General features: G+C 41.5%; 21 protein-coding genes. 12 read left to right on the top strand and 9 right to left on the bottom strand.

Going from position 1 to position 21,627, the window contains the following annotated elements; translation table 11 throughout:
• Positions 1–83: 83 nt before the first annotated feature.
• Positions 84–413 (bottom strand): hypothetical protein, encoded by a 330-nt coding sequence (locus Xinn_RS05935; protein ID WP_099137618.1) that lies wholly within the window; start codon positions 411–413, stop codon positions 84–86.
• A gap of 599 nt (positions 414–1,012) precedes the next feature.
• Between Xinn_RS05935 and Xinn_RS05930 the strand changes: the two genes are divergently transcribed.
• Positions 1,013–2,302 (top strand): MFS transporter, encoded by a 1,290-nt coding sequence (locus Xinn_RS05930; protein ID WP_086954258.1) that lies wholly within the window; start codon positions 1,013–1,015, stop codon positions 2,300–2,302.
• Positions 2,303–2,378: 76 nt separating this feature from the next.
• Here the strand turns inward: Xinn_RS05930 and satP are convergent, their stop codons facing one another.
• Positions 2,379–2,951, bottom strand: coding sequence for an acetate uptake transporter (gene satP / locus Xinn_RS05925; RefSeq protein ID WP_086954259.1), 573 nt, complete (start codon positions 2,949–2,951; stop codon positions 2,379–2,381).
• Positions 2,952–3,302: 351 nt separating this feature from the next.
• Between satP and dnaK the strand changes: the two genes are divergently transcribed.
• From dnaK to nhaR, 6 genes are all read left to right on the top strand, one after another.
• Positions 3,303–5,207, top strand: a complete 1,905-nt coding sequence (gene dnaK / locus Xinn_RS05920) for a molecular chaperone DnaK (protein WP_086954260.1) — start codon at positions 3,303–3,305, stop codon at positions 5,205–5,207.
• Between the two features lie 106 nt (positions 5,208–5,313).
• On the top strand, positions 5,314–6,450 hold the full coding sequence (dnaJ, locus tag Xinn_RS05915) for a molecular chaperone DnaJ (protein WP_086954261.1): 1,137 nt from the start codon (positions 5,314–5,316) through the stop codon (positions 6,448–6,450).
• 251 nt (positions 6,451–6,701) lie between these two features.
• Positions 6,702–6,857: a hypothetical protein gene (locus tag Xinn_RS21920; RefSeq protein WP_169923534.1), complete on the top strand. Its 156-nt coding sequence runs from the start codon at positions 6,702–6,704 to the stop codon at positions 6,855–6,857.
• A gap of 265 nt (positions 6,858–7,122) precedes the next feature.
• Complete coding sequence (locus tag Xinn_RS05910; protein WP_086954262.1) at positions 7,123–7,854, top strand: hypothetical protein; 732 nt, start codon at positions 7,123–7,125, stop codon at positions 7,852–7,854.
• Between the two features lie 359 nt (positions 7,855–8,213).
• A complete protein-coding gene (gene nhaA / locus Xinn_RS05905; protein ID WP_086954263.1) occupies positions 8,214–9,398 on the top strand; it encodes a Na+/H+ antiporter NhaA in 1,185 nt (394 codons plus the stop codon).
• 212 nt (positions 9,399–9,610) lie between these two features.
• A complete protein-coding gene (gene nhaR / locus Xinn_RS05900; RefSeq protein WP_086954264.1) occupies positions 9,611–10,531 on the top strand; it encodes a transcriptional activator NhaR in 921 nt (306 codons plus the stop codon).
• A 138-nt stretch (positions 10,532–10,669) separates the two neighbouring features.
• Here nhaR and rpsT read toward each other — a convergent pair whose 3' ends face one another.
• Complete coding sequence (gene rpsT, locus Xinn_RS05895) at positions 10,670–10,930, bottom strand: 30S ribosomal protein S20 (protein ID WP_086954265.1); 261 nt, start codon at positions 10,928–10,930, stop codon at positions 10,670–10,672.
• Positions 10,931–11,278: 348 nt separating this feature from the next.
• Between rpsT and ribF the strand changes: the two genes are divergently transcribed.
• From ribF to ispH, 5 genes are all read left to right on the top strand, one after another.
• Positions 11,279–12,223 carry a bifunctional riboflavin kinase/FAD synthetase gene (gene ribF / locus Xinn_RS05890; protein ID WP_086954266.1) on the top strand — a complete coding sequence of 315 codons (945 nt, stop codon included), beginning with the start codon at positions 11,279–11,281 and terminating at the stop codon, positions 12,221–12,223.
• A 35-nt stretch (positions 12,224–12,258) separates the two neighbouring features.
• On the top strand, positions 12,259–15,072 hold the full coding sequence (gene ileS / locus Xinn_RS05885) for an isoleucine--tRNA ligase (protein ID WP_086954267.1): 2,814 nt from the start codon (positions 12,259–12,261) through the stop codon (positions 15,070–15,072).
• Positions 15,072–15,593 (top strand): signal peptidase II, encoded by a 522-nt coding sequence (gene lspA / locus Xinn_RS05880; RefSeq protein WP_086954268.1) that lies wholly within the window; start codon positions 15,072–15,074, stop codon positions 15,591–15,593. The genes ileS and lspA overlap by 1 nt, the downstream gene beginning before the upstream one ends.
• Positions 15,594–15,703: 110 nt before the next feature.
• Positions 15,704–16,174 carry an FKBP-type peptidyl-prolyl cis-trans isomerase gene (fkpB, locus tag Xinn_RS05875; protein WP_086954269.1) on the top strand — a complete coding sequence of 157 codons (471 nt, stop codon included), beginning with the start codon at positions 15,704–15,706 and terminating at the stop codon, positions 16,172–16,174.
• Positions 16,155–17,108 (top strand): 4-hydroxy-3-methylbut-2-enyl diphosphate reductase, encoded by a 954-nt coding sequence (gene ispH / locus Xinn_RS05870; protein WP_086954270.1) that lies wholly within the window; start codon positions 16,155–16,157, stop codon positions 17,106–17,108. The genes fkpB and ispH overlap by 20 nt, the downstream gene beginning before the upstream one ends.
• A 103-nt stretch (positions 17,109–17,211) precedes the next feature.
• Here the strand turns inward: ispH and Xinn_RS05865 are convergent, their stop codons facing one another.
• The 6 genes from Xinn_RS05865 to Xinn_RS05840 form a co-directional block, all read right to left on the bottom strand.
• A complete protein-coding gene (locus Xinn_RS05865; RefSeq protein WP_086954271.1) occupies positions 17,212–17,892 on the bottom strand; it encodes a hypothetical protein in 681 nt (226 codons plus the stop codon).
• A gap of 28 nt (positions 17,893–17,920) precedes the next feature.
• Positions 17,921–18,571, bottom strand: coding sequence for a GNAT family N-acetyltransferase (locus Xinn_RS05860; RefSeq protein WP_086954272.1), 651 nt, complete (start codon positions 18,569–18,571; stop codon positions 17,921–17,923).
• Positions 18,572–18,601: 30 nt separating this feature from the next.
• Complete coding sequence (locus Xinn_RS05855) at positions 18,602–19,192, bottom strand: GNAT family N-acetyltransferase (protein WP_143706519.1); 591 nt, start codon at positions 19,190–19,192, stop codon at positions 18,602–18,604.
• Between the two features lie 222 nt (positions 19,193–19,414).
• The gene (locus Xinn_RS05850; RefSeq protein WP_099137617.1) at positions 19,415–20,101 is read right to left on the bottom strand and encodes a GNAT family N-acetyltransferase; all 687 of its coding nucleotides are present in this window, start codon (positions 20,099–20,101) and stop codon (positions 19,415–19,417) included.
• A gap of 90 nt (positions 20,102–20,191) precedes the next feature.
• Entirely contained in the window at positions 20,192–20,776 is a 585-nt protein-coding gene (locus Xinn_RS05845; protein ID WP_086954276.1) for a GNAT family N-acetyltransferase, read from the bottom strand.
• A gap of 175 nt (positions 20,777–20,951) precedes the next feature.
• Positions 20,952–21,590 carry a LysE family translocator gene (locus Xinn_RS05840; RefSeq protein ID WP_086954277.1) on the bottom strand — a complete coding sequence of 213 codons (639 nt, stop codon included), beginning with the start codon at positions 21,588–21,590 and terminating at the stop codon, positions 20,952–20,954.
• Between the last annotated feature and the right edge of the window lie 37 nt (positions 21,591–21,627).

Genomic DNA, 21,627 nt, shown 5'->3' with positions numbered 1-21,627 from the left:
CCGCCCCCATTGGTATAACAATGGGCTCACGCCAAATGAATCAGAACGATTATTTTGGAAAAGTGCTAAGGTTGTGACCAATTTTAATTGACCACTTCATCTAAATTATTTGTATAAACATAACCCATGGTCTGGCCCATTCCAACAGAGTTAAGTCCAAACCCATTTGCTGCAAAATACTTTCCATCAGAAACCATTTTAACAGTAAATCGTGTATAAATAAGTGCACCTGCTACAGTACATCTAGCTTCATATTTATTAGACCATACAGGGAATAATTTCGTCACGGCTTCATTAATATCTTTTTCTTCAAAGTTATCAGCAGTATTTCTCCTGAAATCTTCAATAATTTTTAGTTGTATTTCATTTTCTTTTATTTTACTCATAACATCACCCTCTAATTTATAAAACATAATATCTTTCTTAATGAATTTACAATATCATTCAGTCAGGTCAAAAATAGAAAAATCGCCAGAAAAAATTAATTACTTTAATAATAGCGCAGATGATTACAAGTTAAATATCATTTTATTATATTACTTAACTACCACCTACTGAAGTAGGTGGGTTAGCGCACTTCGGTGCCGACGACTGAAAGTCGTCGAACCACGCACCTCGTAAACGCGCGTAGGTCAAAGAATTAAAGTCAAAGTCACCGTCTAAAGACGGTGGTTTTAAACCTTTCATATGGAAAAATAAATTTTTCATATATAAATGCAATAAATAAGATTTCATAATAGTGACAAACCCATGCTAAATTTAAATAGACTTAATAACTTAGGCCACCTCTAAAAATAGAAAGTTAATATTCACTAATATTTGGTGTTACTCCACCTTAAAAAAACAATAGATTAAATTTATTTTAATATTTACTTTTAGGTTTATTAGAGTCTGATAGAATCAGTAGTATATTCACTGTGTTTCAAATTGGCGTTTCATTAGCTGCGTATTGAAATCAACAGGATATATAACCTTATATAGAAAACATTTTATAACTATAAACTGGTATCTTATGTCACAACATCATACTCGTTCATTAAACAAACAGGATTATAAGACTCTGTCTCTGGCAGCCTTAGGCGGTGCATTAGAGTTTTATGATTTTATTATCTTTGTCTTTTTTGCTGTCGTGCTGGGAGAGCTTTTTTTCCCTGCTGACATTCCTGAATGGCTCCGACAACTCCAGACTTTTGGTATTTTTGCGGCCGGTTATCTGGCACGCCCTTTAGGCGGGATTATCATGGCGCATTTTGGCGATCTGTTCGGGCGTAAAAGAATGTTTTCTCTCAGCATCATGCTAATGGCTTTACCTACATTAATTATAGGAATGTTACCGACTTACGAAACAATCGGCATTGCGGCTCCGCTACTTTTATTATTTATGCGAATTATGCAGGGCGCTGCAATTGGTGGTGAAGTCCCCGGTGCATGGGTGTTCGTAGCAGAGCATGTTCCCCATAAACATATCGGGTTTGCCTGCGGGATACTGACAGCCGGGCTGACTCTCGGCATTTTGCTAGGTTCTCTGATAGCAACAGCCATTACATCGTTTTATAACAGGCATGAAGTGCTTAACTGGGCGTGGCGTTTACCTTTCTTCCTTGGTGGCATCTTTGGTTTGTGTGCCATGTATCTGCGTCGCTGGCTACATGAAACGCCAATCTTTAAGGAAATGCAGGCACGTAAAGCATTATCAGATGGGCTCCCCCTGAAATCCGTCATTCAGAATCATAAACGGGCAATTACCGTTTCCATGTTACTGACCTGGCTTCTCTCAGCGGGTATTGTGGTTGTCATTCTGATGGCACCCTCCTATATGCAGACCGTTTTCCACCTTGAACAATCAATGACGCTGAAAGCCAATAGTCTGGCAATTGTGGCACTCGTTATTGGCTGCGTATTAACCGGACATTTATGTGATAAATGGGGAGCTGGCAAGGTCTTATTAGCAGGCAGTTTATTACTGGGCACAACCGCGTGGTTCTTCTATCACAATATCAGCCATGACCCCATCATGTTGTACAGTGCTTATGCGATGGTAGGTTTTTCAGTCGGTGTGGTCGGTGCTGTACCTTTTATTATGGTTCACAGTTATCCACCGGAAGTCCGATTCAGTGGCATTTCTTTTTCATACAATCTGGCCTACGCCATTTTTGGCGGATTAACACCAATTGTGATCACCCTGTTAATGCGCTATACGATATTAGCTCCGGCGTACTACATGCTGGTATTGTCTGCCGTGGGCGTATTATTAGGGCTTCATCTGAGTAAAAAAGAAATATCAGGTAATCAGATAATATAAAGAAATCATTAATAAAAAACAGGATGCATAAAAATACGCATCCTGTTTTTTGTGAATCAGCGAATTAAATCTGATATCAGGCGTGTTTTTTCTCACCAATCGGCAGAATAGTACGGCCATACTGTTCATTCAGAACTTCAGCCATTGCCAGATAGAAAGCACTTGCACCACAAATCACACCTTCGAAACCGGCAAACGTCAGGATGCTGGCATTACCGGTGATGTTACCAATTGCCAACAGGGCAAACAGCAACGTCAGGCTGCCGAAAATAAACTGCAAAGCACGGTTAGCTTTCAGAGTGCCAAAGAACATGAACAGTGTGAAAATACCCCACAGTGCCAGATAAACACCAAGGAACTCATGGCTTGTTGCTTCCGCCAGCCCCATTGTTGGCAGGAACAGCACACCAATCAGGCTCAGCCAGAACATACCGTAAGAAGTGAATGCGGTTGCACCGAACGTATTTCCTTTCTTGTACTCAATGATGCCTGCCAGCACCTGAGCCAAACCACCATAAAAAATTCCCATACTTAAAATAACAGACGTTAATGGGAAAAAACCTGCATTGTGCAGATTCAACAAAATGGTTGTCATACCAAAACCCATCAAACCTAATGGGCCTGGGTTAGCCAATTGATTAGAACTCATACTTCCCCTAGAAATACAACTTAAAATAAAATATTAAAAAAAGGCCTTCATCGCGTTTTTCTGCATCAGAAAACCATAAAAGGCGGCGGATCATAATGTGATGACATGAACTACACAATGCCCTCAGAAAAATTTTTTTATTAAATCTCAATTTTTTTTCAATCCCCCCCCTTGATGCTGGGATGAATGACCCCATCTAAGTCTCAACTACAGTTACTACTGACATTCAGTAACGGCTGAAAACATACAATGAGGAATTTCTGGCAGACAGTGCCATTGAAAAGCAAACATTCATCCTCATATAACGTAGTAACTTGACCGAATATATGAATTCTTTGTGGAGGCGTTTAGATGGGTAAAATCATTGGTATCGACTTGGGAACTACCAACTCTTGTGTAGCAATTATGGACGGCGCAACGGCGCGTGTGCTTGAAAACAGCGAAGGTGATCGTACAACCCCTTCAATCATCGCATATACTCAGGATGGTGAAACTCTGGTTGGTCAACCAGCTAAACGTCAGGCTGTTACTAACCCGCAAAACACCCTGTTCGCTATCAAGCGTCTGATTGGTCGTCGTTTTCCGGACGAAGAAGTTCAGCGTGATGTTGCTATCATGCCATACAAAATCACCAATGCAGACAACGGTGACGCATGGTTGGAAGTGAAAGGCCAGAAAATGGCACCACCTCAGGTTTCTGCTGAAGTCCTGAAAAAAATGAAGAAAACCGCAGAAGACTATCTGGGTGAGCCAGTAACAGAAGCCGTTATCACGGTTCCTGCTTATTTCAACGATGCACAGCGTCAGGCAACCAAAGATGCGGGCCGTATCGCAGGTCTGGAAGTTAAACGTATCATTAACGAACCAACTGCGGCAGCTCTGGCTTATGGTCTGGATAAAGAAGTTGGTAACCGTACTATTGCAGTTTACGACTTGGGTGGCGGTACTTTCGATATCTCTATCATCGAAATCGACGAAGTTGATGGCGAAAAAACTTATGAAGTTCTGGCAACCAACGGTGACACTCACTTAGGTGGTGAAGACTTCGACAGCCGCATGATCAACTATCTGGTTGATGAATTCAAGAAAGACCAGGGTATCGATCTGCGTAACGATCCACTGGCTATGCAGCGTCTGAAAGAAGCAGCAGAAAAAGCGAAAATCGAGCTGTCTTCTGCTCAACAGACTGACGTGAATCTGCCATACATCACCGCAGATGCAACCGGTCCTAAGCACATGAACGTTAAAGTAACTCGTGCGAAACTGGAATCTCTGGTTGAAGATCTGGTAAAACGCTCTATCGAGCCACTGAAAGTTGCACTGAATGACGCTGGCCTGTCTGTATCTGACATTCAGGATGTTATTCTGGTTGGTGGTCAGACTCGTATGCCAATGGTTCAGAAAGCTGTTGCTGATTTCTTCGGTAAAGAACCACGTAAAGACGTGAACCCGGATGAAGCAGTTGCAATGGGTGCTGCGGTTCAGGGCGGTGTATTGGCAGGTGATGTGAAAGACGTTCTGCTGCTGGACGTAACTCCACTGTCTCTGGGTATCGAAACCATGGGCGGCGTGATGACTTCCCTGATCACCAAGAACACCACCATCCCAACCAAACACAGTCAGGTGTTCTCTACTGCGGAAGACAACCAGTCTGCGGTAACCATCCACGTGTTACAAGGTGAACGTAAGCGTGCCGGTGATAACAAATCACTGGGTCAGTTTAATCTGGATGGTATTCAGCCAGCAATGCGCGGTACTCCGCAGATCGAAGTTACTTTCGATATCGATGCTGACGGTATCCTGCACGTTTCTGCGAAAGACAAGAACTCTGGTCGTGAACAGAATATCACCATCAAAGCATCTTCTGGTCTGAACGAAGAAGAGATCCAACAGATGGTACGCGATGCAGAAGCTAACGCAGAAGCTGACCGTAAGTTCGAAGAGCTGGTTCAGACCCGCAATCAGGCAGATCAACTGGTTCACGGTACTCGTAAGCAGGTTGAGGAAGCTGGCGAGCAACTGCCTGCTGATGACAAAACTGCTATCGAGAAAGCTGTTTCTGAACTGGAAACTGCTGCGAAAGGCGAAGACAAAGCTGAAATCGAAGCAAAAATTCAGGCTCTGGTTGAAGCATCCAAGAAACTTCTGGAAATCGCACAACAGCAGGCTCAGGCCGGTGCAGCTGATGCAGGCAACGCGAAGAAAGATGACGACGTTGTAGACGCTGAATTCGAAGAAGTTAAAGACAAAAAATAATAGCCCTTAGCGGGCAAAGTAACAGGACGCCTGTTACTTGTTAACCAGCACGGGCGTTGAGGTAACACTCTACGCCCGTTTGTGCGTGTTAGGGGTAAACAATACGATGGCAAAAAAAGACTACTACGAGGTTTTGGGTGTATCCAAGACTGCTGATGAAAAAGAGATAAAAAAAGCCTATAAGCGACTGGCAATGAAATTTCATCCTGACCGCAATCAGGGTGATAAAGAAGCTGAAGGCAAATTTAAAGAAATTAAAGAAGCCTACGAGATCCTGACTGACTCTCAGAAGCGCGCAGCTTATGACCAGTATGGTCATGCGGCCTTTGAACAAGGTGGCATGGGCGGAGGAGCTGGCGGCTTCGGTGGTGGTGCTGACTTTAGCGATATCTTTGGTGACGTTTTCGGAGATATTTTCGGTGGCGGTCGTCGTCAACAGCGTCCAAGCCGTGGTTCTGACCTGCGCTACAACATGGAATTAACACTGGAAGAAGCTGTCCGTGGTGTGACCAAAGAGATCCGCATCCCAACACTGGAATCCTGTGAAAGCTGTCATGGCAGCGGCGCTAAAGCCGGAACCAGCCCGGAAACCTGTTCTACCTGTCACGGCGCTGGTCAAGTCCATATGCGTCAGGGCTTCTTTACTGTTCAGCAGCCTTGCCCCCAGTGCCACGGCCACGGAAAAATAATCAAAGATCCTTGCAACAAATGTCATGGTCACGGTCGTGTTGAAAAATACAAAACACTGTCCGTCAAAATCCCGGCAGGTGTTGATACCGGTGACCGCGTTCGCCTGAGTGGTGAAGGTGAAGCTGGCGAACAGGGTGCTCCGGCGGGTGATTTGTACGTTCAGGTTCAGGTCAAAGCACACCATATCTTCGAACGTGACGGCAGCAACCTCTATTGCGAAGTGCCAATCAACTTTGCAACTGCGGCACTGGGTGGCGAAATTGAAGTTCCGACTCTTGATGGCCGTGTCAGCCTGAAAATTCCAGCTGAAACTCAGACCGGTAAACTGTTCCGCATGAAAGGTAAAGGTGTGAAATCCGTTCGTGGCGGAGCTCAGGGTGACCTGCTGTGCCGTGTTGTGGTAGAAACACCGGTTAAACTGAACGAAGAACAGAAAGAGCTGATGCGTAAACTGGGTGAGTCTTTTGGCGGAAAAAGTGGTGAAACCAATAGCCCGCGTTCCAAAAGCTTCCTTGATGGTGTGAAAAAATTTTTTGATGATTTGACAAAGTAATTTAATACTTTACAAAATATCTGATAATAATTCCCTCTTATCGCTTTCTTAATTGATTGATGATAAGGGGGATTTTTTATATATCTATTATTTTTATATTTATCAGATTAAAGTGTTTTTATTCATTAGTTATCTTTTAATATATTCCGATTATATATAGATTGCACTTTTTTAAAAAAGAGTAGACAGTACCACTTTAAAATATTCATGTGTAGATAAAATGAATAAAATATAATAATGAGGGTATTAAAATGATTGAGCATATCTTAAATCAAGCAATTGAACATTCTCACAGAATCTTCAAAGGTAAAACGACAAATATTGCTTATTTTAATATTAACAATCAATCAGAAACTCGTAAAAATAGATATTCCAGAGAAAATTGTTTAAACAGAGAAATAAAATGACTAATTAGGGAACATGTGGAAAATATTTGGCTATAGAAGGGGCACCTTTCCCCTCAAGTATTACACCAAAAATGCCATCAGAGATGGATATAGGCTCTCCTTTATATAAGAGTACATTAAGCATAATGGATAACACTGAAAAACATGTGCTGTATCAAGCTGTGATAGAACCTGATGGTAATGTCAAAATCTGTAATCAAATATTTAAGTGTGACGATTTATAATTTACAACCATCAGTTTTTTAATTATAAAGAGAAATAAATTATGCTTGAAAATATCTTAGAAGATGCAATTAAATATGCCAGGAGCATCTATCGAGGTAAAACTTCCAACAAATATTACCGTGATATTTCCAAATTACCCGAACATAAAAGAGTGATGTATACACGGGATGCAATGATAGAAAAAGGATATAAATTTAAAAAACTTCGGGATGAAACTAATGAAATGAAATTAATTAAAGACATACATCAATATGCTTTATCAAGATCCAATGCCGGTGAAAAATTAGTTGGAAATTGTGGTGATTTGTCTATATCTGTATTTTATTATTTAGCCAATCAGAGGCGTCAGGAAATTTTAAGGTCCTTTAATGATAAAAGAAATAAAAATAATGAAACGCAATCCATTTATGTACTTTATATAGAATCAAACGATCCTTATGATCACGCCTTTGTTACAGTTAATTTACCTAAATATCCTTTAACTCTTCCAAAAGTAAATAATATTTATGAGCCTTCATTTTATAATTCATGGGTTTGTGACGCATGGGCTAATATAGTTTGTCCATATATTGAATATATTACTAGATGGAAAACTAAAATGTTGAGATGGCATCTGGTGGGAAAGTCAGTGTCAGTATATCAGGAGGAACAACGTCTGGGTTACCCAACACCATTAAGAAGACATAACTATCATGCCATTACTCTTAGTTCAAAGAACGTGGTGTATATAGCAGAAATAAGGCCTGATGGAACAATGACTATTTCCCAGTAAAAATAAAATGAATATATTAACAGTCAGATATCGATATATAACATAATAAACAAGTTAAAAAACATCCTGCATATATTCTTCCAGTCAGTCAACTTTTCAACTTTGATTCATATTGAGCAGATTTCGGAAAAACCACATATACACGGCAATAAAGATCGGATATTTCGATCTATTATGCATGAATAATCGAGTTTTTCCGAAATCACAATTAGCATAGTATTTATAACCTAATCATTCACAATCTCGATATTTAGAACCATATTTTTTATAAAACCCATATTTACCACCATGGTTTCTGTAAAAACAGTCGCCACAACAAGAGAATCTACAACCTGATTCATCTTATAGGTTATTAATTTATGACTGCAACTATTCGTCAATTCTTAAAGTTAGAAGCAGCAGGAGGAGTCCTTCTCATTATTGCTGCCATTATTGCGCTGATGATGGCAAATACACCATTGCAGGATATCTATCACCAATTTCTCAATCTGCCAGTTGCAGTTCAGTTTGCAGCACTGGAAATTGATAAGCCATTATTGCTATGGATAAATGATGGGTTGATGGCTGTTTTCTTCCTGATTGTTGGTCTGGAAGTTAAGCGGGAACTTATGGAAGGCTCTTTAGCCAGCCGTGATAAAGCTATTTTTCCTGCCATTGCTGCCATCGGTGGTATGCTTGCCCCTGCATTAATATATCTGCTCTTTAACGGTAGTAATGAAATCACCCGTCAGGGTTGGGCAATTCCCTCTGCCACCGATATTGCATTTGCACTTGGCGTGATTGCTCTATTGGGAAATCGCGTACCTACAGCACTGAAAGTATTTTTGCTTGCTCTGGCAATTATTGATGATTTGGGCGTCATCATCATTATCGCCCTGTTTTACACCAAAAGCGTTTCAATAGTAGCTTTGGGGCTGGCAACAGTAATGATAGGGCTTCTTGCATGGATGAACTGGCGCGGTGTTTCCAAAACATCGGCTTATCTGGTGATTGGGTTAATTCTGTGGGTTTGTATTCTTAAATCAGGCGTTCATGCTACGTTAGCAGGCGTTATTGTCGGTTTCCTGATCCCTCTGCGTTGTAAAAAAGGCCACTCGCTTTCCGAGAAACTTGAACATAGCTTGCATCCGTGGGTCGCGTATTTAATTCTGCCACTTTTTGCGTTTGCCAATGCCGGTGTTTCATTACAAGGGGTGACTCTGGAAGGATTAAGCGGGCTGCTACCTGTCGGTATTGCACTTGGTCTGTTTATCGGTAAGCCTCTGGGTATTTTCCTGATTAGCTGGCTCTCAGTAAAGCTGGGCATTGCCAAACTACCGACAAGTATTGGAATGCAGCAAATATTTGCAGTTTCTGTACTGTGTGGAATCGGCTTCACAATGTCTATTTTTATTTCCGGTCTGGCATTTGAAGGAGTTAGTGAAGAGTTCAGTACCTACTCACGTTTGGGGATATTAATTGGCTCAACTACAGCAGCTTTTGTTGGTTACGGTTTGCTTAATATGTGCCTGCCAAAGAAGGTTTTGGCAAAGAAAAAAACATAGCCAAATGCCGTCGAATAGACTAATTTAGGCGCATAATTGAGACAATTCCAAATTAATTCATCCTCTTAATATTCACGGTATAACGTCTCTATCCATAGGGTATTACCGTGAATATTCGTATTAAAAATATAGGAGAGCACCATAATCTGACGGCCTGAAACATGGGATCACGGCTGTTATACAGATGTAAGGTGATAAACAAGGATAAATATATGCGGGTTTCACATTTAAACTTTAACCACCTTTACTACTTTTGGCATGTTTGTAAAGAAGGTTCTGTTGTCGGGGCAGCCGAGGCTCTATACCTGACACCACAGACGATTACCGGCCAGATTAAAGCGCTGGAAGAGCGCATGGGTGGCAAACTGTTTAAGCGTCAGGGAAGAGGATTAGTTCCGTCAGAGCTGGGGCAACTCATTTTTCGCTATGCTGATAAAATGTTCATGCTCAGTCAGGAAATGCTGGATATCGTCACCTACAGCAGAGAATCAAACCTGCTGTTTGATGTCGGAGTGGCCGATGCACTGTCCAAACGTCTGGTCAGTAAGGTATTGGAAACCGCTGTCGTGGAGCATGAGAAAATCCATCTGCGCTGTTTTGAATCAACCCATGAAATGCTGCTTGAACAACTCAGCCAACATAAACTGGATATGATCCTGTCTGACTGTCCGGTCGATTCCACGCAACAGGAAGGTTTATTTTCCGTCAAGCTGGGGGAATGCAGCATCAGCTTTTACTGCCGTGAGCCAATCCCAGGGAAACCCTTCCCTGAATGTCTGGAAGAACGCCGTTTGCTGATCCCCGGTCGTCGCTCAATGCTGGGCAGGAAATTACTGACATGGATACGTAATAAAAATCTACAGGTTGAAGTTCTGGGTGAGTTCGACGATGCTGCATTAATGAAAGCATTTGGCATGTATCATAATGCTATTTTTATCGCTCCGTCTTTCTATGCCAATGATACTTTTGCTGACAGCGATATTATTGAGATAGGCAGACTAGAATCAGTACAGGAAGAGTATTACGTTATCTTTGCTGAAAGAATGATCCAGCATCCGGCAGTTCAGCGCGTTTGTAACAAAGATTTTTCTGATTTGTTTAATGTTCCGTTAAAGAACAAACCGGCACAATAATGTCAGAAAGGCGTCAGTAACATATAGTAATGGATTTCGAGTTGCATCGCAGCCAACAAAAAGAGGCAACTTGAAAGATAAGGCATATACAAAAAAACCGGCAAAAGCCGGTTTTTTCAGCATAATTAAGACAATGAATTACATTGCTTTAATTTGCGCTGCCAGAGCAGATTTATGACGTGCTGCTTTGTTTTTGTGGATCAGACCTTTACAGGCGTGACGATCAACAATTGGTTGCATGTCATTGAATGCTTTCTGTGCAGCTTCTTTATCGCCAGCAGCGATAGCTACGTATACTTTCTTGATAAAAGTACGCACCATAGAACGACGGCTTGCATTATGCTGACGGCGTTTCTCAGACTGTACGGCGCGTTTCTTAGCTGATTTGATATTAGCCAAGGTCCAACTCCCAAATATATTCTTTCGAGGACAATTCAAAGGCCGAAGAATATGCCTGTTCAACCTTCTTTTGTCAATGGATTTGTGCAATTAAGCGCCGTTGTACAGCGACGCTGGTTACGTTGTGATGGGGCAGGATTTTATCAGCTTACTGAAAGGGAATACAGCCTTTCACAATAAAAAACTCAATGAAGCACTGATAAATGCGATAAATTAAATATTTTTCGGGCATCTAACCTATTTTTATTGTATGAATCAGGTTATTAATAAAAACCCTTTGTGATCGTGGGTTAACCTTGTGCGCTGTACAAGGTATAATCCGGTAATTTTCACGGTATTGAGCCAGCTATGGAGCTAATTCGCGGTATACACAATATCCGGGCGCGTCACCATGGTTGCGTGCTGACGATTGGTAATTTTGATGGTGTCCATCGCGGGCATCAGGCTTTATTAAAACATTTGAAGCAAGAAGGGCTGCGTCTCGGGTTACCAACAATGGTTATGATTTTCGAACCGCAGCCACTGGAAGTATTTGTCGCCGATAAAGCACCAGCCCGCCTGACACGGCTACGGGATAAAATAAAATATTTATCCCGCTACGGTGTTGATTATCTGTTATGTGTGAAATTTGACAGACACTTTGCAGCCAATACACCGGAAGCATTTGTTTTCCGGTTGCTCGTTGAAAAACTGGGTGTTAAGTTTCTGGCAATCGGTGATGATTTCCGTTTCGGTAAAAACCGTCTGGGCGATTTTCACTATTTACAACAGGCAGGCAGGCAATATGGTTTTGATGTTGCCAGTACAGACAGCTTTTGTGACAGTGGGCTACGGGTCAGCAGTACGGCCATTCGTCAATCATTGCAAAATGATGATCTAACATTGGCTGAAACCTTATTGGGGCATCCTTACAGCATAAGTGGCAGAGTCGTTCATGGTAACCGTTTGGGGCGAACTATTGGTTTTCCCACAGCAAACTTACCTCTGAAACGTCTGGTTACTCCCGTAAAGGGCGTTTATGCTGTCGAAGTTTACGGTTTAAGTGATACTCCTTTACCGGGTGTCGCTAATATCGGGAACCGTCCTACTGTTGCTGGTCAGGGCCAGCAGCTTGAAGTGCATTTAATTGATACCCAAATGGATCTGTATGGGTGTCATATTGATGTTGTCTTACGCAAAAAATTGCGTGATGAACAGCGGTTTGCTTCGCTTGATGCGCTGAAACAGCAAATCGCAAATGATGTGGTCGCTGCGAGAGAATACTTTCTGCATCGATCCGAACCATCTACTTAATCCTATAGCGGAAAATTGGAACTGAGAATCTACTAATGAGTGACTATAAAGACACCCTAAATTTACCGGAAACAGGGTTTCCTATGCGCGGCGATTTAGCCAAGCGCGAACCAGATATGTTGAAACGTTGGTACAAAGAAGGTTTGTATCAGGCCATCAGAAAAGCAAAATCCGGCAAGAAGAGCTTTATTCTGCATGATGGCCCTCCATATGCAAACGGCGATATTCATATTGGTCACTCAGTTAATAAAATTCTCAAAGATATTGTTGTTAAGTCCAAAGGGTTATCAGGCTACGATTCGCCTTATATTCCGGGTTGGGACTGCCACGGCTTGCCGATTGAGCTCAAGGTTGAGCAGATTATTGGTAAACCGGGGGAAAAATTTTCCGCTGCCGAATTCCGGGCCGAGTGTCGCAAATACGCAATGACTCAGGTCGAAGCACAAAAAGTGGACTTCAAACGTCTGGGTGTTCTGGGTGACTGGGATAAACCCTACCTGACAATGGACTTTAAAACTGAAGCTGACATCATTCGTGCTCTGGGTCGTATCATCGGCAATGGTCATTTGCTGAAAGGTGTTAAACCTGTTCACTGGTGTACCGACTGTGGTTCTTCCCTTGCCGAAGCGGAAGTTGAATATTACGACAGAACTTCCCCTTCCATTGACGTCCGTTTCACCGCCGTTGATGCTGATGCTGTATACGCTAAATTTGGTGTACAACCACAGGGTCTGCCGGTTTCTCTGGTGATCTGGACAACCACTCCGTGGACGCTGCCAGCTAACCGTGCAATAGCGCTGGGTGCAGAAATCAGTTATCAATTAGTTAAAGTTAACAACGAATGCCTGATTCTGGCAGCAGAATTGGTCGAATCTGTTATGCTGCGTGCAGGCATCACTTCATGGGAAGTGCTGCGTGACTGTACAGGCGCAGATTTAGAACTGATGCGTTTCAACCACCCGTTCATGGGCTTTGATGCTCCTGCCATTCTGGGTGATCACGTCACACTGGAAGCAGGTACGGGTGCAGTACATACAGCAGGTGGTCATGGCCCGGACGACTACTCCATCAGCCTGAAATATGGTCTCGAAATCGCCAACCCAGTCGGGCCTAACGGTTGCTACATCTCCGGTACTTATCCTACTCTGGATGGCCTGTTTGTTTTCAAAGCGAATGATGTCATCGTTGAGCTACTGAAAGAAAAAGGTGCATTGCTGAGCCTGTCAAAAATTCAGCACAGCTACCCTTGTTGCTGGCGTCATAAAAAACCGATCATCTTCCGTGCAACACCACAATGGTTTGTCAGCATGGATCAAAAAGGCCTGCGCGAACAATCACTGAAAGAGATCAAAGGTGTTGAATGGATACCGGGCTGGGGTCAGGCGCGTATCGAATCAATGGTAGAAAACCGCCCGGACTGGTGTATCTCCCGTCAGCGCACGTGGGGCGTACCAATGTCTCTGTTCCTGCATAAAGAGACTCAGGAACTGCATCCCCGCACTGTTGAGCTGATGGAAGAAGTTGCCAAGCGGGTTGAAGTGGATGGTATTCAGGCATGGTGGGATCTCGACGTATCCGAACTGCTGGGTGATGAAGCAGCAGATTACATGAAAGCACAGGATACTCTGGATGTCTGGTTTGACTCCGGCAGTACCAGTTCTTCCGTTGTCGATGCCCGTCCAGAATTCAATGGCAATGCCGCTGATATTTATCTGGAAGGTTCTGACCAGCACCGTGGCTGGTTCATGTCCTCTCTGATGATTTCCACCGCTATCAAAGGCAAAGCACCTTATCGTCAGGTTCTGACTCACGGTTTCACCGTTGATGAGCAGGGACGTAAAATGTCCAAATCCATCGGCAACACCGTCAGCCCACAAGATGTCATGAACAAACTGGGAGCAGATATTCTGCGTCTGTGGGTCGCTTCAACAGATTATTCCGGTGAAATTGCAGTTTCAGATGAAATCCTGAAACGTTCTGCGGATGCTTACCGCCGTATCCGTAACACTGCGCGCTTCCTGCTGGCAAACCTGAATGGTTTCGATCCTGAACAGCATATGGTGAAAACAGAAGAGATGGTGACACTGGATCGCTGGGCAGTAGGTCGCGCACAGGCAGCACAGGCTGATATCCTCAGATACTATGATGAATACGACTTCCACGCCGTTGTTCAGCGTCTGATGCAGTTCTGTTCCGTAGAAATGGGTTCATTCTATCTGGATATCATCAAAGATCGCCAATACACCGCAAAAAGCGACAGTGTTGCCCGCCGAAGCTGCCAGAGCGCTCTGTATCATATCGCAGAAGCACTGGTTCGCTGGATGGCTCCGATCCTTTCCTTCACTGCTGATGAGATCTGGAATGAACTGCCGGGTAAACGTGCTCAGTTCGTTCTGACTGAAGAGTGGTACGATGGCCTGTTCGGTCTGGCAGAGAGTGAAGATATGAACGATACTTTCTGGGCTGAGCTGCTCGAAGTTCGTGGTGAAGTGAACAAAGTTCTGGAGCAGGCACGTGCTGATAAGCATATCCGCAGTTCACTGGAAGCAGCGGTAACACTGTATGCTGATGAAGCACTGGCCGGAACACTCAACAAACTGTCTGATGAGTTACGTTTTGTTCTGTTAACTTCACAGGCAGACGTTGCTACATACTCGACGGCGGGTGATGATGCACAACAGAGCGAACTTCAGGGTCTTAAAATTGCCTTCCGTAAAGCAGACGGTGAAAAATGCCCACGTTGCTGGCACTATGCTAAAGACTTGGGATTGGTGGCGGAACATGCAGAACTCTGTGGCCGCTGTGTGACTAACGTTGCCGGTAACGGTGAAGAGCGTAAATTTGCCTGATGAAGAAACCCATTTGTTCCACTGGCCTCCGCTGGCTTTGGTTAGTTGCTGTGGTATTAATATTGGATCTGGGCAGCAAGCAGTTAGTATTGCAGAATTTTACGCTGTATGAGTCCATACCGTTAATACCGTACTTCAATCTGACTTACGCTCAGAACCTTGGAGCGGCATTTAGTTTTCTGGCAGACAAAGGTGGCTGGCAGCGTTGGTTCTTTGCTTTAGTAGCAATTGCTATCTCTGTCACATTACTGGTAATGATGTATCGTTCCAGTGCCAAACAGAAACTGAGCAACATCGCCTATGCTTTGGTGGTCGGAGGGGCACTGGGAAATCTGTTCGATAGGTTAGTACACGGCTTTGTTGTGGATTTCATCGACTTTTATGTCGGAGAATGGCACTGGCCTACCTTTAATATTGCAGATACTGCAATTTGCATCGGGGCAGCACTCATCATCATTGAGAGTTTTATCAGACCGGATGATAAAAAAACCTCATCGAAAGTACAGTCATCAAAAAAATAGTTACTAAAAGATAGTCACTAAAAAACAATAAGAAGCCAGCCACGGTTAAAGCAACCGGGGCTGGTCATTCAATCTCACTGCAATCGTTTTTATTAAAAGGTTTGAGCGACATGTCAATGCAGGTGCAGGCGCATAGCGCTGTTTTATTACATTTCACACTAAAACTGGATGATGGCTCAACAGCAGACTCAACTTACAGTCAAGGTAAACCCGCATTATTCCGTTTAGGTGATGGCAGTCTTTCTGAGCCACTGGAACAGCAGCTCCTTGGTCTGAAAGCTGGCGAAAAACACCAATTTACACTGGCAGGAGAAACTGTTTTCGGCAAATATAATCCTGATTTAGTACAATACTTCACGCCCCGTGATTTTGCAGACTCAGGTACTCCTGAAGTCGGCACTATCATGCTATTTACGGCGATGAACGGCAGTGAAATGCCGGGGTTCATCAAGGAAGTCGCGGAAGGTTCCATCACTGTTGACTTTAACCATCCGCTGGCTGATCAAAACATCACTTTTGACATTGAAGTGTTGGAAATAGACCCTCAGTTGGAGGAAAACCATGCAAATATTGCTGGCTAACCCTCGTGGTTTTTGTGCTGGTGTTGATCGTGCCATCAGCATTGTGGAGCGAGCATTAGAACTTTATGGCGCTCCGATTTATGTTCGTCATGAAGTCGTTCACAACCGTTATGTGGTTGACAATCTCAGGGATCGGGGTGCTATTTTCATCGAAGAAATTTCAGAAGTCCCTGATGGTGCAATTCTGATTTTCTCTGCACATGGTGTTTCTCAGGCTATCCGTGCCGAAGCCCGCTCCCGCAATCTGACCATGCTGTTTGATGCAACCTGTCCTCTGGTCACAAAAGTACATATGGAAGTTGCCCGAGCCAGCCGTAAAGGTAAAGAAGCCATTCTGATCGGGCATGCTGGTCACCCGGAAGTAGAAGGAACAATGGGGCAATACAATAACCCCAAAGGCGGTATGTATCTGGTAGAGTCACCAGAAGATGTGTGGAAATTACAGGTTAAAGATGAAAATAATCTGTGCTTTATGACACAAACGACACTTTCTGTAGATGATACCTCAGCAGTCATTGATGCTCTTAATGCCCGCTTTCCGAAGATTATTGGCCCCCGTAAAGACGATATCTGTTATGCCACTACTAACCGTCAGGAAGCAGTACGTGATCTGGCAAATGATGCTGATATTGTTCTGGTAGTCGGTTCCAAAAATTCGTCAAATTCAAACCGTCTGGCTGAACTGGCACAGCGCATGGGAAAACTGGCTTATTTGATTGATTCTGCTGAGGATATCAAAGAAGAATGGGTTGATAATGTGACTGCTGTTGGTGTTACTGCTGGTGCATCTGCCCCGGATATTCTGGTGCAACAAGTTATTGAGCGTTTGAAAACCCTCGGTGCCAAGACTGTTAATGAGCTGCATGGCCGTGAAGAAAATATTGTATTTGAAGTACCGAAAGAGCTACGGGTTGAAGTAAAAGAAGTTAATTAGATATTCTTATCCCGGCTTTTTGTAAGAAAAATAATTATTAACTGATTGAGTCTTCTTACAAAAAGCTGGGATATTACAATCTGTTAAGTGCGTTAACCGCAATTTAGCAAAAAAGATATTTATAACAATTCTTCGCTGCATTAAACCTCCACTTAGCGCTACATTGAGCGGGATATAATACCATTTCTCCATGTGATTGCATAAACCCCATATTTTCATACGCAGATATGACATTTTCATCTTCGAGTGGCAAAAGCCTGATATCCGCTCCTTTACCTAACTCCAATGATTTATTGATTGCTCTTTCAACGAGTAAAGCACCACAACCCCGGATACTGCAATGCGTTACTAAAAAAACAACCTCGGGCAACACATTACTTTCTTTAATTAGTAAATATAAGATCCCTATAGGAACACCACGAAAATAAGCAATAATGAAATGTTTTTGTTCTGAACTAGTTTCTGTATCAATCTCACAACTATCTATAATATAATCAAATATATTACGTGCATTCTTGTATCTCGAAATCCATCGGCATTGTTCCTCATCAAGTCTTCGTATACGAAACTGATTTTCAGCAGAAATAAAACTATCCCAGTTATTACTCATAGTTTCGGTAAGTACTCTTTTTGCTGCGTTGATGGCATCTTGTTGATTAACAATTTTAATAACTATAGAAGCTCTTATATCAACTGAGCTTAACCTACCTGAAAAAGAGTTAGCTCGAGCTAAAGAGCCGGGATCTACAGTGTGGTAAATATTAAAAGATTTTGACCTATACATTAAAGATTACCTTTGCTATAGATGAAACCTAACAAAATATATATTTATATCGTTTACTACTTTCATCCCATATCCATTTATCAGTTCTTTTAGCCGGATTTAACTTTAAATTTCCGTCATCTTGCATAAAACCCATATTCGTATACGCTAGTCTGGCTTTATCAAACGGTTGAAGTTTTAATTTCCCTTTCTTTCCTAATTGTTGTGATTTATTTACTGCATACTCAACCAATAAAACCCCACAGCCTCTAATACCGCAATGCGTTGCCAAAGAGATAATTTTAGGGGTTTTATGATTCATTGATAGCCCTAGAGTACCTACAGGAGTACCATTTAAATAAGCGACAAAAAATATATTTTTGGCTTTGTTCGCATTTTCTGGATTATTAATGTAACCTTCTGTATCTTCAATGATGTTATCAAACATATCGAGAGCCTCACTATATCTCTCATGCCATCTTTGTTGTTCGGCATCAAGTGAATCAGAAGAATGGGAACCAAGCCAGTCATTAGCCATATTCTTTTTTACTATGTTCGTTGCGCTTAATGCTTCAGGTATACTGACTTCCCTGATTACTATAGAATATCTGATATTAATTGGTTTTGAAAAAGACTCCGCTCTGGTTAAAGAACTCGGGTTTACAGGGCGATGAGTATTAAAAAATTTCAATCTAAACATATTATTAATCATCCTTATTAAAAATAAAGTTTAACAAGACCTAAATTTATAACTCTGAGTGTTTTCATTCCATATCCATCTATCATTATTTTCATCAGGATGTAATTCCAACTTATTATCTTTATTAACAATAAACCCCATCCCCATATAAGCAGACCTGGCTCTATCATATGGAGTAAGCTTTAATTTCCCTTTCCTTCCTAATTGCTGTGATTTATTTACTGCATACTCCATCAATAAAACCCCGCATCCCCGAATGCCACAATGCGTTGCCAAAAAATAAACTTCAGGTAACTGATCTTCATCTTTACCATACACTAATAATTGTAAAGCCCCGATAGGTACTCCCCTGAAATAAGCAACAAAAAAGAACTGATTTCTTCCCGATGGATTAGCATTTCCATACACCGATGGCAGAGATTCAAGTTTTGCATTCCTCGCGATATAACTAAGAACTTCAGACGATTGAGAATATCTCGCACTCCAACTTCTTTGTTCTTCATCAAGTTGATGTAAATCAAAATCGTACCAGTCTTCAGCCATAGTTTCGTTTTCCATTATTCCCATTGCTCTGAATGTTTCTTCTGGGCCGACCTCTTTGATTATGATAGATGCTTTCATATCAACGGATGCTATGTATATATTCGGACTAGACTTATATCGAGATAAAAACTTAGATTTCTTAGGCCTGTTTATATAAAAAGATTTAGATCTGAACATACCATTAGTACCTCTATAATAAAAATATAATTTATAATACCTTGAGTTAAGAATCACCCTTTCTTCTTGGTTATGAATATCTTGATAAAATCACATTACAATAAGAGTTAATATTAAATATAATTAACAATAAAGGAATTTATAGCACTGTTCTTTTTCACTCCACTTCCATTTATTACTAGTCTCAGCGGGATTCAACTTCATATCCCCACTAGCTGACAAAACAAAACCCATCTTAATATATGCTGGTTCAGCACCAGCTAGAGCATAGAGTCTGAGCTTTCCTGCTATACCTAATTGTTGTGATCTCTTTACTGCCTCTTCGATTAATAAAATACCACAACCCCGGATACCGGGATGAGTAGCCAATAAAGAAACCTCAGGAATTTCACTTTCTTCTTCCAGAGATAACATTAACGCACCTATAGGTACGAATCTGAAATAAGCAACAAAAAAAAACGTTTTTAATTCTCTAGTCGTATTCGTTTCCATTTTTTGCAAACAATACTTTATCTGAAACAAAATAGAAGAACTTATATTAAATGCTTGATCATATCTATCGTACCATTTACCCTGCTCTTCATCAAGCTGCCCAATGGCATCAACTCCATGATCATAATTATGTATATTCCTTTCAATAAGCACTAATTCATTAAAAGCCTCTTTTGGGTTAACCTCCTTAATTTTAATATAATGTTTTGCGTCAACAGATAACCGTGATACTGAATCCAATGATGGAAGAGATTGACTACGAGTTAAAGAACCCTGCTGAGTAAATCTATTAATACAGAGAGATTTTGATCTATTCATCCTCATTTCCTTTATTGTATTATTTAATATAAACACTTAATCAACAGTTGCCATTTATGTAAAATATTTTTTATACGATAGATTTAATTTTCATTTAAGCTTATATTTATAACATTGTTTTTCTTCATTCCACATCCATTGTTCACTACTTTCGTTAGGGCGTAACACCATATATTCCCCGTTCCCAATAAATCCCATATTCATATATGCCCCTTCAGCTCTTTTTAATGGAGCAAGCTCTAATTTTCCCTCCATACCCATCTGTTTTGATTTATTTACCGCACTTTCAATCAATAATGCTCCGCACCCTCGAATACCCTGATGTGTTGCCAAGAAGCGAACTTTAAGTGAGTCATTACGCTCCCGACACAACAATGAAGCACCTATAGGAACACCTCTGAAATAAGCAATTAAAAATATATTTTTATTCAACTCATTACTTCTGTTACTGCTAGAGCCTGTATTATTCTTGAGAAACCTGAGTATCTTTCTTGTATCGTTATATCTATGATTCCATGCTATTTGCTCATTATCAAATCTAGGTGAATATAGAGGCTCAGAGCATTCCCAGCTACAATCTAACGTTTCCAGTATTCTTTTCAATGCTATTGATGCTTCTTCTGAAGTAACTTCCTTAACTTCAATATCAAAATTGCAATTTCTTGAACCAAACATGTTATTATCCTTTTATCATATAAATACAATTAGTTATTTTTATTTTTTATATTAAAAAATTTAACATATAAAATTAATCAACTAAGTTATATAACAAAAATAAATAATCTTTATAAGAGAAACCCATTTCCAGATTAAATTATAATACTCCATTACTGTACTGAGTCAATTCCTGTTATACCGTCAGAAACACAAGGCGAGCAGCAAAACCAATCAGAATTATGCCAATTCCACGTTCAAACCAATATCCCATCCGAATAAATTTCATTCGAATTAAAGGATTGGAAAAAAGCCAGCTAACCAGAATAAACCATACCGCATTTACTATACACATCCAGACACCATAAAAAACCTGAACAGATAACGGCGTCGTTGTACTCACTACGGTTGTAAAGACAGCCAGAAAAAACAGAGTTGCTTTAGGATTGGTAGCATTTGTCATAAATCCGGTAAAAAAGGCCCTTTGCAGACTTTGTTGCTGCACTGGTGCGTCATGTGAAAGAACAAAATCAGCCTGTTCCGGTTTACTTCTGATAAATTGAATTCCCAGATAACAAATATATACACCACCCATTATTTTCGCGGCTGTCATCAACCAAGGCGTCGAGTGGATTAAAGCACCAACCCCAATTAATGTATAAATGACATGAACTGATATCCCTGCCCCAATACCAATAGCAGTACAGATCCCAACCCAGCGACCAAAACGTATACTTTGCCTGATAGTCACAGCAAAATCAGGCCCCGGCGCCACGACAGCCAGAAAATGGATTAGTGCAAGCCCCAGAAATTCATGTAGATAGTTAGAAAGCATATTTAATACTCTTTGTATAAGCAGAATATCCTGATTG

This window comes from Xenorhabdus innexi (assembly GCF_002632485.1).
GTDB lineage: Bacteria > Pseudomonadota > Gammaproteobacteria > Enterobacterales > Enterobacteriaceae > Xenorhabdus > Xenorhabdus innexi.
Note: the sequence above shows the minus strand (reverse complement) of the source record. Positions and strands in the feature narration are given on the sequence as shown.